The organism is Acinetobacter nosocomialis (genome assembly GCF_041021905.1).
Classification (GTDB): Bacteria; Pseudomonadota; Gammaproteobacteria; order Pseudomonadales; family Moraxellaceae; genus Acinetobacter; species Acinetobacter nosocomialis.
This window is the reverse complement of record NZ_CP157432.1, coordinates 2,453,433-2,467,673: the sequence shown is the minus strand read 5'-3', so window position 1 is coordinate 2,467,673 and position 14,241 is coordinate 2,453,433. Positions and strand designations below refer to the sequence as shown.

The window sequence follows — 14,241 nt, the reverse complement described above, 5'->3', positions numbered from 1 at the left end:
ATAACTTAGGTTATGCCTGTTTATTTAAAAGTTTGATATCTGCATATTGCTCAATCAGATTGTCATCTAGCATATGGATATAATCCATAAATATGCTACTAAAACTACCCATCGTTTGTGCTTGATTTGCAGCAAGTTTACCTGCAATTGCAAAGTGAATATGAGCTGAAAGAGCTGCAATAGTTGGTGTCGTCACAGCGCTATAGGCTGCAATTAATGCACCCAAAGCGCAGCCAGTTGCAGTAAGTTTTGGCTGTAATGGACTTCCACCATTTACTTGAATCACAGCATCTATTTCTTTAGACAAAATGTAATCTGATTCACCTGAAATAGCGATACAGCTCGCATGCGTTAAGAGTGAAAAAGCTTGTTGATAAGCTTGGTCACTGCTTAAAGTGCTGTCTACACCTTTTGATTGAACCTGATTGCCTGCAAGCGTGCTAATTTCTGAGGCATTACCACGTATAACGTTTGGCTTAAACTGCAAAAGCTCGTCTGTCATTTGACTGCGCCAAGCTAAAATTGGTCCGTAGCCCACTGGATCAAGTACCCACGGTACTTCATTAAGCTGTGCGGTCTTAGCAGAGATTTGCATGGCTTGCATTTGCTCTGAAGTCGGTGTACCCAAATTAATGCTTAAAGCCGATGAAATTTTGGTAAAGCTTTCTGCTTCATAAGGATTATCAATCATGGCAGGTGAAGCACCGGAAGCGAGTAACACATTGGCTGTATAGTTGGCAGCAACGCTGTTGGTAATACATTGCACAAGAGGCGTTTTTGCCTGCATGTTTTGCCAAGCTTCAATCACCTGTTCAATGAGGTTGGATGTCGAAGTCATCTGATAATCCTTATTAAGCCAGAGATAAGAAATTTAACGAGTAAAATAGTGATCTTGATGTTTACAGTTTTGGCAAATCAACGACACATAATCTGCTGCATCATAGTCAACACTTAGATCATTTGAACCACAGTACATACAACGTTTAACCGAGTAAAAGTTTAACCGAGGTTCGATTTTTCGCCATGCTTTCCATACAGGTTGTACAAAAATCTGTTCGTCATAACCTAAAAAGCGGTTAAACAATATGTGGCTCATTTTACTGTAAGGAATATTGTAAGGGCGTGGCAACATTGAAGTTTCCCACTTTTCAGCCAAAGCCCGTTCCCGATATTGCTCTAAAGTTTTCTTTAATAAATTGGTGTTAATAAACTTTTCATTTCGTGGCTGTAGCGCCTTTTGTTTATAAAGGTATTCAAGTGCAGTCTGAATAAGATAATAAATTTGTCCAATTGCCAATGAGTCCATTAAACGGTAGCAAAAAGTTTGAAAATTAGAGCTTCCTGCAATTTGGATACCCCAAGTTCGGCAGTAGAACTGAGTGAACTGAATAATTTCTTGGTAGAGCACCTGAAACAGCACGTCTTTCACTTCATCGGCACTACGAAATGGAATACCAAGACTTAGGTTTTCATAGAACCAGTGGCGTAGTTGCTGAGCTACACTAAATAAACTTGGGTCGCTATAACCATCTAGACGAATATTTAAATAAAAGCACTGTGGTTCATCGGTTTGATCTTGTGCATTTAAAATCCCATCTTTATGAAGCTGTTTAATCAGATGGCTTTGGAACATCCAGTTGGGGGTAATCGGCTGATATTTTATCTGGTCCCAGTGAATGTATTCGTCATGAGCAATATCGTCTCGTGCGTAGTCATCAAGTAGGCTTAGTAAAAAAAGTTTATGTAAAAAACTCAGTTGTTCCAGACTGCGTTGTGACTGATCTTTTGACTTAAACTGGCGTTGTTCTTGTAGGCGGGTTTGCTGTAAAAGTTTCTTTCTTTGTTTTGTGCATTGGTCACAGTGGCACGTCATTTTTGTGTCTTTAAATACACGATGTTGGCAATGGCTACATTCATGAAATTGAACGTCTTGCTCAAATTGTTCGGCATCTACCCAATACATCGACGCTTGGCAGAGAGGGCAATGGCTACTTTCATCTAGCTGTTTTTGTAGAATTTGTAAGGCCATTTTGCTCCGAGCGTTTAAATCAATCACGACTGATCTATTATACACAGCCGCATTGCCGATAGCTGAGATTGTCTTTTTGTTTGGTGCAAAAATAGAAAACCTAAAGTCTTTGCTTTGACTTTAGGTTTTCATAAGCGGTTAAAAGTTAAGATTAAACAGGGCACGGCAAGGTCTCATCATTTTGTCCAAGTTTTTTGGCATTGATAAGTGCCTGCACTTTTTTACTTGGTAATTTCACTTTACCTAAGGCGTCATAAGTATTAACGATAGTAGTTACCTCCTGAGCAGTCATTGAAATACCTTCGGCAGACAAGAACACGGCAATCACATGATGGTCGAGTCCTGCTGCATCTAGATCATGAATCGCTTTAATGTTTTCTAATCGATGTAAATAAGCTTTTAATTCCATAGTGAGTTCCTCTTGTTCTGATTGAAATACTTATACTGGTATATTGGATAAGGCAAGAACCATGCCCAAAATGTAAGCAGCTCCTCAAAAATGTTAAAAGCGAAAGGAGTTTTATTTTTATTGTATAGATTGATTATATAAGCAGCGATTATCGTAATTTTGGTCTAATCTGTGCTAATAAAAGACGATTCTAATTTGAAATGTATAAATGAAGTCCCATTAATTTTATAAAGGTAAACAAACACAGTATGTATGAATGTGTATGATCAAATTCATAAAATTCGTACTACGGTTTCCGAAAAGTATATAAGGAATAAAGATGAATATTGCGGCGCAGCCTCCAGTTCAGGCAGATCAAACAGTTTATTTAAAAGATTATCAAAAACCTGCGTTCTTGGTTGAATCAATTAATCTTGATATTCAAGTCTATGACGATAAAACAATTGTTGATTCAACATTGGTCATGAAGCGTCAAACTGCTGGAGACTTGGTGCTATTGGGCCGTGATCTTGAGTTGCAATCTATTCAGCTCAATGGACAAGATCTTACTCCTGCACAATATTTACTCGATAGTGAACAACTGGTGATCACTGATGCACCAGATGAAGTCATTTTACAAACTCAAGTTATTATTCACCCTGAAACCAATACTCAGCTTGAAGGTTTATATAAAGCTGGTGACTTATTTGTAACGCAAAATGAGCCTGAAGGTTTCCGTAAAATTACCTTCTATCCAGACCGTCCAGACGTACTTTCAGTTTTTACGACACGTGTAGAAGCAGACAAAAAATATCCAGTATTACTTGCTAACGGTAACTTGCTTGAAACAGGTGAAGTTGGTGAAAACCGCCACTTTGCGATCTGGCAAGACCCGACTAAAAAGCCAAGTTATTTGTTTGCTTGTGTGATTGGTGATTTAGCTGTTCTTAAAGACCGATATACCACTTCAGAAGGACGTGATGTTGCTTTAGAAATCTATGCGATTGAGAAAGACATTCCAAAATGCCATATCGCGATGGAAGCATTAAAGCATTCTATGCGTTGGGATGAAGAACACTACGGTCGTGCTTATGATCTCGACAACTATATGATTGTGGCGGTGAGCCAGTTCAACATGGGTGCAATGGAAAATAAAGGTTTAAATATCTTTAATACCTCATGTGTACTTGCCGATGAAGAATATACAACTGACGCAGCGATTATGCGTGTACAGTCTGTGATTGCCCATGAATATTTCCATAACTGGACAGGGAACCGTATTACTTGCCGTGACTGGTTCCAGTTGTGCTTAAAAGAAGGTTTAACTGTATTCCGTGATCAATCTTTCTCGGAAGATCTGCAATCTGCTGCGGTTCAACGTATTGACGATGTCGCTGTACTTAAATCGCATCAATTCCCGGAAGATGCAGGTCCTTTGTCGCATCCACCACGCCCAGACCACTTTGTCGAAATTAATAACTTCTATACAGCGACTGTTTATGAAAAAGGTGCGGAAATTAACCGCATGATGTCGACATTACTGGGTAAAGAAAAATTCCGTCAGGGAACAGATGAATATTTCCGCCGTCATGATGGACAAGCCGTAACTGTAGAAGACTGGGTTGCAGCATTGTCAGCAGGTTCAGGTGTCGATTTATCTGCATTCTTAACTTGGTATAACCAACCAGGTACACCAAAGCTTGAAGCGAAAGGTGAATATGATGCAGCAGCACAAACTTACCGTTTAAGTTTTAAACAAAGCCTAAAAGCACATCCTAAATATCCAAACTTAAAAGCTGTTCCGATTCCTGTAGCGTTGGCGCTATTTAATGCTAAAACAGGTGAGCAATATACACTTCATAGCGACAGCCTATTTGTAAATGGTGTTAAAGATGGCGTGTATTTGTTTGACCAAGATGAAGCTACTATCGAGTTTACAGGTGTGACTGAGCAACCAGTTGCATCGCTATTACGTAACTTCTCTGCACCCGTAAATCTGATATTCGATTACAGTGATGAAGAATTAGCATTCTTGATTCAGCATGAAACAAATGGTTTTAACCAATGGCAAGCAACACAAACCTTGCTTGAACGTATTTTGTTAGAAGATCACTCAGCGGATACCTATATTCAAGCTATTCAAAGTACATTGCCTGATTTAGTTGGTCGTGATCCACTTTTAACATCCCGTTTATTTGATGTACCAACTGAAGGTTATTTGGGTAGTCGTATTGATCAAAACTATGCACCAGCCGATATTCATGTAAAACGTGAAGCCTTGCTGAATCGTTTAGCACAAGATTTGGGTTCATTCTGGAAAGATACATACCTTACACTGGACCCAGACTTGCAAAAAGAATTTTCTTTAGCGATGGGTGTACGTGCATTAAAGAACATTATGCTTATGATGATGGCGCGTCAGGGCGACCAAAGTGCATTTGAATTGGCTTACGAGCAATATCAAAGCACAGGCAATATGTCTGAACGTTTAGGTGCGCTACGTGTATTAGTTTGGCAAAATGCGCCTCAAGCACAAGAAGCCCTTGCTGATTTCTATAACCGCTTTAAAGATGAAGCATTGTCTTTAGACCAATGGTTTATGATTCAGGCAGCAAACCCAAATGCCACAGTTGAGACAATTGAGTACTTAACTCAACATCCTGATTATGACTTAACTACGCCAAACCGTATTCGCGCCGTGAGTGGTGGTTTGTCAAATAACCCTGAAAATACTTGGGGCTTTGGGGTAGGTCACTTTATTCATCTTGCAGAATATCTGGACGAGAAAAACCCAATTTTAGGTTCACGCTTATTACAAGTGTTATCTCGTTGGTATACGCTTGCAGAACCTCAGCGCACTCAAGTGCAACAGGCTTTACAAGCCTTGCAGCCTAAAGTGAAATCTAAAAATGTTTCTGAAACTTTAAATAGTATGTTGAGTATTTAATTATTTAAATATACTTAATAAAGGCCTCTTAAGAGGCCTTTATTTTTATATAAATTTCATAATAAAGAGTGTTCAATATTACCCATCATAAAAATTAGAATTATATACGCTCTATAATTTATTTTAGTTAAGGTGAGTTTTTAATGATTTATTTTAAATATATCTTTTAATGTGACAAAAAATAGAATAGTTAAATTTTAATCCTTATGGTTTTTATCTAAAAGACCTAAATTTTTGACATATTTATTTAAAATTTAGGAAATAAATTTTAATGGTAATTTATTAATTTTAAATAAATCAAATTCTTGTAATTTTGATTGTTAACTTTTGTTAATGTTTTGTTAGTTGGGGTAATGGTATTTTGTTAAATAGAAATAAAAATAAAAACATACTCATACATTTTAATTATTTTTATGTATGATGACTAAAATAGGATAAAAAATAAGCTTTAAAAGAGCAGTCAAATAAAAATGATTGTAAGGATAAGAGTTAATTTTTTTATATCTATTAATTCGACAATTTAGTTTAAAAGGTTTTAGACATGAAAAAGACTTTTTTTTATTTATCGGCAATTGCTGTAGGATTATTTTCTTTTAATGCAGCAAACGCCGCTACAGCAACGGGGACATTAACTGTTAAGGCGACAGTAACAAATAGTTGTGTTCTGAATACATCTGCAACAGGTACAACCACAAATGCTGTTTTGGACTTTGGTACTTTAAGCTCTCTCGCAACTAACGAAGATGCTGATACCACCACGACCGGAGGTACCTCAATTAAAGTCCTTTGTAACAATACTGTACCATGGACTCTAGCTTTCGATGGCGGCAAAAATGCTCAAACGACCCAACGTCGTATGATTGGTGGTGCAACAAGTAATGAATATATCCCTTATAACTTATATTCAGATACAGGACGTGCTACTGCAATTGGAATTGCTACAACCGCTTATAGTGGTACAGGGAGTGGTGCGGTACAAACAGTAAACGTATATGGTCGTATTCCTGCTGGCTCAGCGTTGCCAAGTGCGGGTAGCTATGTTGATACGGTGACAATAACGGTAACTTATTAATTTGTATAAATTAGAAAAACTGTTAGCCCTTTTGAAAGGGCTAATATATTAAAAGATATATATTTGAGTAAAACATGAAAAAAAATATTTTTATTATTATGGGATTATTCTTATCTTTATCTACCATTATTAACGCAGCTACAATCCGTCTTTCACCAGTAACAGTGGAAATTTTAAGCCATCAGAAAGCATCTTCAATTAGTTTATATAATCAGTCAAATGAAAGTGCTGATTTACAGGTACGTATATTTGAATGGACTCAAAATAATGGGCAAGATCAATTAACGCCTACAGATGAAATCAATATTAGTCCACCTTTTTTAAAGCTAAAGCCTAATGAGTCTTATAATTTACGGGTAGTTAGAATTAATCCAGAGCCGATTTCTGGTGAAAAAACTTATCGTATTATTATTGATGAATTACCCAAACCTGTTGATAGCCGAAAAGCTTCTCAAGGTGTAAATGTAATGCTTCGTTCGTCATTACCTGTATTTGTTGTCAATAAAGATGCGATTACTCAACTAAATTGGAAAATTGATACTCATCAAAAAGAACCTTCCCTAAATATTAATAATGTTGGGAATCGACATGCACTGTTAAATGATTTAACGCTTGTAGATAACACAGAGAATAAGAGTTATCCGATTAAGGTAAATACAGTGAATGGCTATATTCTTGCAAAGCAAGAAAAAAGTTATTCAATTAGTAATTTTACATATCAGCCAAATCATAAATATAGTATTTCTCTGACAGTAAATGGTAAGAAAACCACACTTTAAGAGGCTTATATGAAATATATTATAGGTGTCTTATGTGTTGCATACTTTCCAGCGCATTCATTTGCTGAACAATTAGTAGATCATACGAATACTTTGATTCCAAGTGTTCCTGAATCTATAGATGGCAATAATAAATATACACAGGAAAAGATAAATGGACAGGAGCAAAATCTTAATTTTATTCAGTTATTTTTAAATATTTCTATTAACTCTAATCCTTCAGAAGATTTGTTTTCCGTAAAACAATCTAAGGACGGAAAGTTATATATTCGTTCTGGCGACTTAAAAACGCTAAGAGTGAAAATGGATGAGCATATTCCAGATAGCCAATGGGTATGTATTAATGAACTTAAAGGAATCCAGTTTAAATATCTGGAAAATGAGCAGTCTCTGAACTTACAAGTTCCTTCGAGCATGTTAACTGGTTACTCAGTTGAGTTAAGTGGTCAGCAAACTACTAGTTCTGGTTTGCTAAAAATGAAACCCTTAAATGCTGCAATCCTGAATTATAGCCTGTACCACACCATAACCAATGATGAGAGTATTTTCTCAGGTTCAGCTGAAGGTATTTTTAATAGCGCACTCGGTAACTTTTCATCAGGCGTTTTATATAACGGTAGTAATGAAACGAGCTATAGCCATGAGAAGTGGGTACGTCTGGAAAGTAAATGGCAATATGTAGACCCTGAAAAAGTCAGGATATATACCCTAGGTGACTTTGTTTCCAACAGTTCTGACTGGGGCAGTAGTGTACGTCTTGCCGGTTTCCAGTGGTCGAGTGCCTATACCCAGCGTGGTGATATTGTTACCTCGGCGTTGCCGCAATTTTCCGGTTCGGCGGCACTGCCTTCAACACTGGACTTATACGTTAACCAGCAAAAGATTTATTCAGGACTTGTTCCGTCAGGCCCATTTGACATTAAGCAACTGCCGTTTATTTCCGGAAATGAAGTCACACTGGTAACCACCGATGCAACAGGTCAGCAAAGCATTACTAAAAAGCCTTACTACTTTTCATCGAAGATTCTGGCAAAAGGCATAAATGAGTTTTCAGTAGATGTTGGGGTTCCACGCTATAACTATGGGCTGTACTCAAACGATTATGATGATGCCACTTTTGCCTCTGGTGCAATTCGTTATGGTTATAGCAATTCACTGACCTTAAGTGGGGGTGCAGAGGCTTCTACAGATGGTCTTTCCAACGTGGGAACAGGTTTTGCCAAGAATTTGTTTGGTGTGGGTGTGATTAATGCTGACCTTGCAGCAAGCCAGTATAAGGATGAAAACGGCTATTCGGCTCTGGTTGGTTTAGAAGGGCGTATTAGCAAGAACATTTCATTTAACACCAGTTACCGCAAAGTATTTGATAACTACTTTGATCTGGCCCGTGTATCTCAAATTCGCTATTTAAAAGAAAACCAGATTACTTCTGAACCACAAAATTATTTGAGTTATAGCGCGCTGGCAGATGAGATTATTAGGGCAGGGATTAACTATAACTTTTATGCAGGCTATGGTGTTTATGTCGGTTATAACCAGATCAAGTACAGTGATAACTCGTATAAGTTACTGTCTGCTAACTTAAGCGGAAGTTTAAACAAGAACTGGGGTTTTTATAGTTCAGCTTATAAAGATTATGAAAACCATAAGGACTATGGTATTTACTTTGCGCTGCGCTATACGCCGTCTACCAGAACTAATGCGATTACAAGCGTATCTAGCGATAGTGGCAGGCTGACTTACCGACAAGAAGTATTTGTTTTATCGGAACCAAAAATTAATTCATTTGGATGGGGTGGATATGTAGAGCGAGATCAGGATGCGCATACTAACAATGCATCGATCTATGGTTCGTACCGAGCAAGGGCTGCGTATCTGACAGGTCGTTATAACCGAATTGGAGATAATGACCAAGTTGCTCTTTCAGCGACAGGATCGTTGGTTGCGGCGGCAGGACGTATATTTGCGGCCAATGAAATAGGGGAAGGTTATGCTGTTGTTACCAATGCCGGACCGCAAAGCCAGATTATAAATGGTGGGATAAATCTAGGAACAACTGACAAGTCTGGAAGATTTCTTATTCCTAGTCTTATGCCATATAGAGAGAACCATATTTATTTAGATCCATCATATCTTCCTTTAAATTGGAATGTTAAATCTACAGATCAAAAAACAGTGGTGGGCTATCGCCAAGGGACGCTAGTTGACTTTGGTGCACATCAGGTTATTTCAGGCTTGGTGAGAATAGTTGATAAAAACAATACACCATTATTACCAGGCTATAGCGTTCGAATTAATGGACAGCAAGATGCTGTAGTGGGCTACGATGGTGAAGTATTCGTTCCAAACTTATTAAGACAAAACAAACTTGAAGTAGATCTTCTCGATCATGGTTCATGCCAGGTTAACTTCACTTATAACAGTAATCAGTACTCAACTAAAAAATTGGGACCTTATATATGTCAGTAAATAGTATTAATAAGGCTCAAAGAGAGAGCTATAAAAAATTTTCATTGTTTTTAAAATATTTTATAGGTATTTGCTTATTTTATATCGTTTATGCATTCTTTAGTCCGTCACATGCTGCTTGTACGGTAGCTGGAACGACCAATAATACGTTTACCTACACGGCAGCAAATATTAATAGTGATGCAACGGTAAACTTTTCAGGAACAATTACTTGTACGAATGGAGGGATAATACCTCAGATCTCTCCGTTTATGTGTATGAAGACCGTATTTACAGGAGCAACCACTGCGAATAATAACGTGACCTTACCCTATACGGTTACTGCAACTGTAGGTGGAGCAGGTTCTTCTACCACCAACCAAACCTCCAATGTTTGGTATGGTCCAGTGGTAACTATCGCTTCAAACAATGTTCTTAGCTATTCGGTAAATGTGAAGGTACCCGCACGTACAGGATCACTAATTGCTTATCCTCAAGGAACATATACAGCTACAGTTCAACTATTTTGGGATATGGATCTTCTATCAGTGCTATGTTTAGGTGATTTACTCAGCTGGGACTCTGGAAGTGTAATTTTAACAGCAAATTTTGTAGTGCCGACACTTTGCCAATTAAACTCAACCTCGAATGTAGATTTTGGCAATATTAACGATATTGGCACGGCTAGTCGTGATTACACAACACAAGGTGCTGTAAATACGACATGTAACTATGGAACGCCTTATACGATTTATTTGGGGGATGGCAATAACCGTATAAGCGGAGGATTCAGGCGTATGGCCAATAGTAATAATGAGTTTATTCCCTATCAGTTATACAAAGATGCTGCTTATAGTTCGGTGTGGGATGCTACAGGTGGGGTAGCTAGTATTGGTGGAGCAGGTGGAGTATCTGGCACAGGATCAGGTAATGCTCAAACGACTACAGTTTATGGAAAAATTCCGCAAGGTACTACGATTGCAAGTAGGCCAGGTGCTTACTCCGATAATGTTGTGGTTACAGTGACTTATTAATTATTTTAAAGCTATATAAGAAGCTCTTTTGTGACAGAGCTTCTTGTAATTAAAATTGTATTGGTTAGAAATTGCTAAAATATAAATAATAAAAATCAAATAATTCTTAGCTTTTAAAACTTGTAGGTCATCAAAATTGGTTTGACTTAAAAAGGTATTCTGTATATTTATTGATTAGTTCCAAAAAAGAACTGGTAAGTAAAACAGGCAATTAAAAAATAAAGGTGAATAAATGTCAGATATTATTTTGCATCAGTGGGAAATTTCTCCGTTTTGTCAAAAAATTTCAAGGGCTTTGAAATTTAAGGGTATTCCATTTGATACAGTAAACTATAACGGCATTCTTGGTGCCAAAGTTCCTTTGCTGAGTAAAGTGGGGAAGTGCCCGTTATTGATGATAAAGGGCAACGTATACAAGACAGTACCCGTATTGCTCGTTATTTAGATGAAGCCTATCCAGATACACCGCGACTTTATCCCGAAGATCCAAATCAAAAAGCACTTGCCGAACTCTGGGAAGACTGGGCAGATGAGTCTCTTTATTTTTATGAGGTGTATTTAAGGGTAAATGACTCGGAAGCGTTAGAAGAAGCAATCCGTATTAGTAGCATTGGTCGCCCAGCTTATGAAAAGCCAATGGTAAAAGCTTTTATTTTAACCGAATTAAAAACACAACTTTTCTTTCAGGGTTTGGGCCGAATGAAAGCTGAAAATGTAGAAGCAGAGTTTTTAAAACATTTAGACCGTATTGAGCAGGTGTTATCACAAAGTGAATGGTTGGTTGGAGATAAACAGACGATAGCAGACATTGCCGTAGTTGCCCAACTCGGTGAGGTGGTTCGAACAAGCAAAAAGTTTAGTAAAGAAATTTTGAATCGACCGTTTATTGCTTTATGGTATAAAAAACAAACAGGGTGAAACGGCTATGTCATTAGAACCACCGAATAAAACACGAGATTGTGCAGTTGTTATTGGTGTTGGGGCTTCACAGGGGATCGGAGCAGCCGTTTGTCATCGTTTTGCAAAAGAAGGATTAAAAGTTTACGTTGCAGGACGAACTTTTCAGAAAATTGAAGCAGTGGCTGCTGAAATCCATGCAAATGCAGGTGAAGCTGTCGCATTTCGTTTAGATGCCGAAGATATACATCAAGTACAAGCCTTATTTGACACCATTACTAGTCAAAACGAGCGTATTACCGCTGTTATTCATAATGTTGGAGGGAATATACCTTCAATTTTTTTACGCAGCCCGCTGTCGTTTTTTAATGATATGTGGCAATCCACATTTTTATCAGCTTATTTGGTTTCTCAAAGCTGCCTAAAAATTTTTAAAGAACAAAATCACGGCACACTTATTTTTACTGGGGCGAGTGCTTCTTTACGTGGAAAACCGTTTTTCGCTGCTTTTACCATGGGTAAATCTGCCTTGCGAGCTTATACATTAAATCTAGCTCAAATTTATAAAACACAAGGCATTCATATTGCTCATGTCATTATTGATGGAATGGTAAATGGTGACAGAATTAATAAAGCTTTATTTGGGCTAGGCCGTTTGGCGCGTCTTACACGTGGAACAGGCGGGCTTAATCTTGATGCAATAGCAGAGAACTATTGGATGCTCTACCTGCAAAGCCCTGAACTTTGGACACATGAGTTAGATTTACGCCCATACCAAGAAAAATTTTGAGAGACTTATATGCTAAAAACAATATTTCAGAAGTTTCAAAAAAAGCAGGGCTGTGTTGTGGTTGCCGGCCATGATATAGAACTACTTAATCATGACTTTGTAATTTTAGATAAAAACTATCAAGCTCCATTACATGTTTATCAAGTTGTGCATGATTCTACTGTTCAGAACATACAATTAAGTTACGTAAATGATGGCATGACGAGTGTGCGCTTAAACTTGGTAAAAACTAAGCATTTAAAAAGTCTGCTGAAATATATAACAGAGCATTGTCATACCATTGAGTTATGTGTGTTTCAGCCAAATTTTTCATCAGCGCCAAATATCGAAGCTTTATCTTTAGAAGAAATTGAACACAGTTGGCAGACCACAGGTTTAAGTGCAGTGAGCGTGTCACAGTCCGTACTGAAACCTATGTTAAAGCAGCAGCGGGGTACAGTTATTTTTCTTGGAGCGCCATCTCATCATTCGGCTCATCACGATGTATTAAGTCAAAGTATGTTTGCGAGTATTCGAGCGTTATCGCAGTCGTTGGCAAGAGAGTTTCAGCCCAAAGGTATACACGTGGCGTATTGCATGGTGGAAAAATGGGATGGACAAAACCCGCACTTTATTTCATCGGTTAAACAAGTGTGCCAGCACATCTATCACCAATCTGATTCTGCGTGGAGTCAAGAGCTCAGCGTATCGTGAGATTTTACTTTCGAGTGTTCTTAAAATAGAGTACTGCTTTGGAATGACAGCACAACAATAATTTCTACAGGTACTCAAATGTTAAATATTAAGTATGCTCAACAAACGGTTAAAGTGGCGACTGCAGTGGCAACTTTGATGTGCTTTTCTTCACTGGCACAAGCTTATCAATATGAGCAAACAGCACGTTTAATTAACGAACGTTTATCTTATATGAAAGATGTCGCAGGCTATAAAGCAGAGCAGCATTTACCGATTGAAGATTTAACACAAGAAAAGAAGGTACTCGACCAATCACTTTCTGAGGCCGACTCTTTTGGGCTTAACAGCGAAACAGTAAAGCCATTTATAGTAGCGCAAATGGATGTGGCTAAAGCAATTCAGTACCGATATAGAGCAGATTGGTTGTCGAGTCCTGAAACCAATTGGAAGCCTCAAGACTTAAGCGAAGTGCGTTTAAAAATTAGTTCTTTAAACACCGAACTTCTAAAAAATATTGCCTATGAACTTAAGAAAAATAATAACAAGGCGCCTCATGGCTGTAGCTATATGTGGCCAGTTCAGCACCCTCAACTTAAAGAAGCTGACAAGAAAGCTTTATGTGTAACATTAAATAAAATCAAATTAAAACAATGAAACACCCAAAGCTGTCCATATAAGTAAATCACTCAATTAACATTAAATCGGCAGTATTGGCAGATTTAAGTGGTCGTAAGGCAAAGGTTGAACGCGTATGCCGAATACCTTTGATCGAATACAGCTTTTTACGTAAAAACCGTTCGTAATGTTCGGCATCTTTTACGGCCACTTTTACCAAGTAATCATAATCACCCGTAACTAAATGCGCCTCGACTACTTCAGGAATGTCTGCCAAAGCCTCACTAAAGTTTTCTAACATTTCGTCATCGTGTCGTTCTAGCGTAATTTCAATAAAGAACAACTCGTGAATGCCAATCGCTTTTGGGTTTACGTTTACTGTATAGCCTTCAATAATTTTTAGACTTTCTAAACGTTTGAGTCGAGTCCAGCAGGGTGAAGATGAAAGCCCAACTTCTTCGGCGAGCTGCGCAACTGTTAAGCGTCCATTTCCACGAAGGGCAGATAATATTTTCCGATCTATGCGATCTAGTGTGTATTCTGTGCTGTTCAAAATATAAACCAAAG

Annotated in this window: 12 protein-coding genes and 1 pseudogene; 9 read left to right on the top strand and 4 right to left on the bottom strand. The window is 37.9% G+C overall.

The annotated features are described in order from the left end of the window. Positions 1–10: 10 nt before the first annotated feature. The 3 genes from thiM to ABLC00_RS11520 all read right to left on the bottom strand — a co-directional run bounded on the left by thiM (position 11) and on the right by ABLC00_RS11520 (position 2,438). Positions 11–838, bottom strand: coding sequence for a hydroxyethylthiazole kinase (thiM, locus tag ABLC00_RS11530; RefSeq protein WP_004886574.1), 828 nt, complete (start codon positions 836–838; stop codon positions 11–13). Between the two features lie 33 nt (positions 839–871). Further along, complete coding sequence (locus tag ABLC00_RS11525; RefSeq protein ID WP_004886575.1) at positions 872–2,029, bottom strand: hypothetical protein; 1,158 nt, start codon at positions 2,027–2,029, stop codon at positions 872–874. A 151-nt stretch (positions 2,030–2,180) separates the two neighbouring features. Continuing rightward, the gene (locus tag ABLC00_RS11520) at positions 2,181–2,438 is read right to left on the bottom strand and encodes a hypothetical protein (RefSeq protein WP_000420541.1); all 258 of its coding nucleotides are present in this window, start codon (positions 2,436–2,438) and stop codon (positions 2,181–2,183) included. Positions 2,439–2,757: 319 nt separating this feature from the next. On the opposite strand from ABLC00_RS11520, the gene pepN reads away from it, so the two are divergent. From pepN to ABLC00_RS11475, 9 genes and pseudogenes are all read left to right on the top strand, one after another. Then, on the top strand, positions 2,758–5,364 hold the full coding sequence (gene pepN, locus ABLC00_RS11515) for an aminopeptidase N (RefSeq protein WP_004886577.1): 2,607 nt from the start codon (positions 2,758–2,760) through the stop codon (positions 5,362–5,364). Positions 5,365–5,905: 541 nt separating this feature from the next. Beyond that, entirely contained in the window at positions 5,906–6,436 is a 531-nt protein-coding gene (locus ABLC00_RS11510; RefSeq protein WP_004886579.1) for a spore coat U domain-containing protein, read from the top strand. A 74-nt stretch (positions 6,437–6,510) separates the two neighbouring features. Continuing rightward, positions 6,511–7,215, top strand: coding sequence for a molecular chaperone (locus ABLC00_RS11505; RefSeq protein WP_006581224.1), 705 nt, complete (start codon positions 6,511–6,513; stop codon positions 7,213–7,215). Positions 7,216–7,224: 9 nt separating this feature from the next. Further along, the gene (locus tag ABLC00_RS11500; RefSeq protein WP_348941053.1) at positions 7,225–9,684 is read left to right on the top strand and encodes a fimbria/pilus outer membrane usher protein; all 2,460 of its coding nucleotides are present in this window, start codon (positions 7,225–7,227) and stop codon (positions 9,682–9,684) included. Further along, the gene (locus tag ABLC00_RS11495; protein WP_004886588.1) at positions 9,675–10,697 is read left to right on the top strand and encodes a spore coat U domain-containing protein; all 1,023 of its coding nucleotides are present in this window, start codon (positions 9,675–9,677) and stop codon (positions 10,695–10,697) included. The genes ABLC00_RS11500 and ABLC00_RS11495 overlap by 10 nt, the downstream gene beginning before the upstream one ends. Positions 10,698–10,929: 232 nt before the next feature. Beyond that, a pseudogene (locus tag ABLC00_RS11490) lies at positions 10,930–11,615 on the top strand (glutathione S-transferase family protein). A gap of 7 nt (positions 11,616–11,622) precedes the next feature. After that, positions 11,623–12,384, top strand: coding sequence for an SDR family NAD(P)-dependent oxidoreductase (locus ABLC00_RS11485; RefSeq protein ID WP_033846015.1), 762 nt, complete (start codon positions 11,623–11,625; stop codon positions 12,382–12,384). A gap of 9 nt (positions 12,385–12,393) precedes the next feature. Continuing rightward, positions 12,394–13,077, top strand: a complete 684-nt coding sequence (locus tag ABLC00_RS11480) for an SDR family NAD(P)-dependent oxidoreductase (RefSeq protein ID WP_004886593.1) — start codon at positions 12,394–12,396, stop codon at positions 13,075–13,077. Positions 13,078–13,155: 78 nt separating this feature from the next. Next, positions 13,156–13,713, top strand: a complete 558-nt coding sequence (locus ABLC00_RS11475; protein WP_004886594.1) for a chorismate mutase — start codon at positions 13,156–13,158, stop codon at positions 13,711–13,713. A gap of 28 nt (positions 13,714–13,741) precedes the next feature. Here ABLC00_RS11475 and ABLC00_RS11470 read toward each other — a convergent pair whose 3' ends face one another. Next, the gene (locus ABLC00_RS11470) at positions 13,742–14,227 is read right to left on the bottom strand and encodes an Lrp/AsnC family transcriptional regulator (RefSeq protein ID WP_031944247.1); all 486 of its coding nucleotides are present in this window, start codon (positions 14,225–14,227) and stop codon (positions 13,742–13,744) included. Positions 14,228–14,241 lie beyond the last annotated feature (14 nt).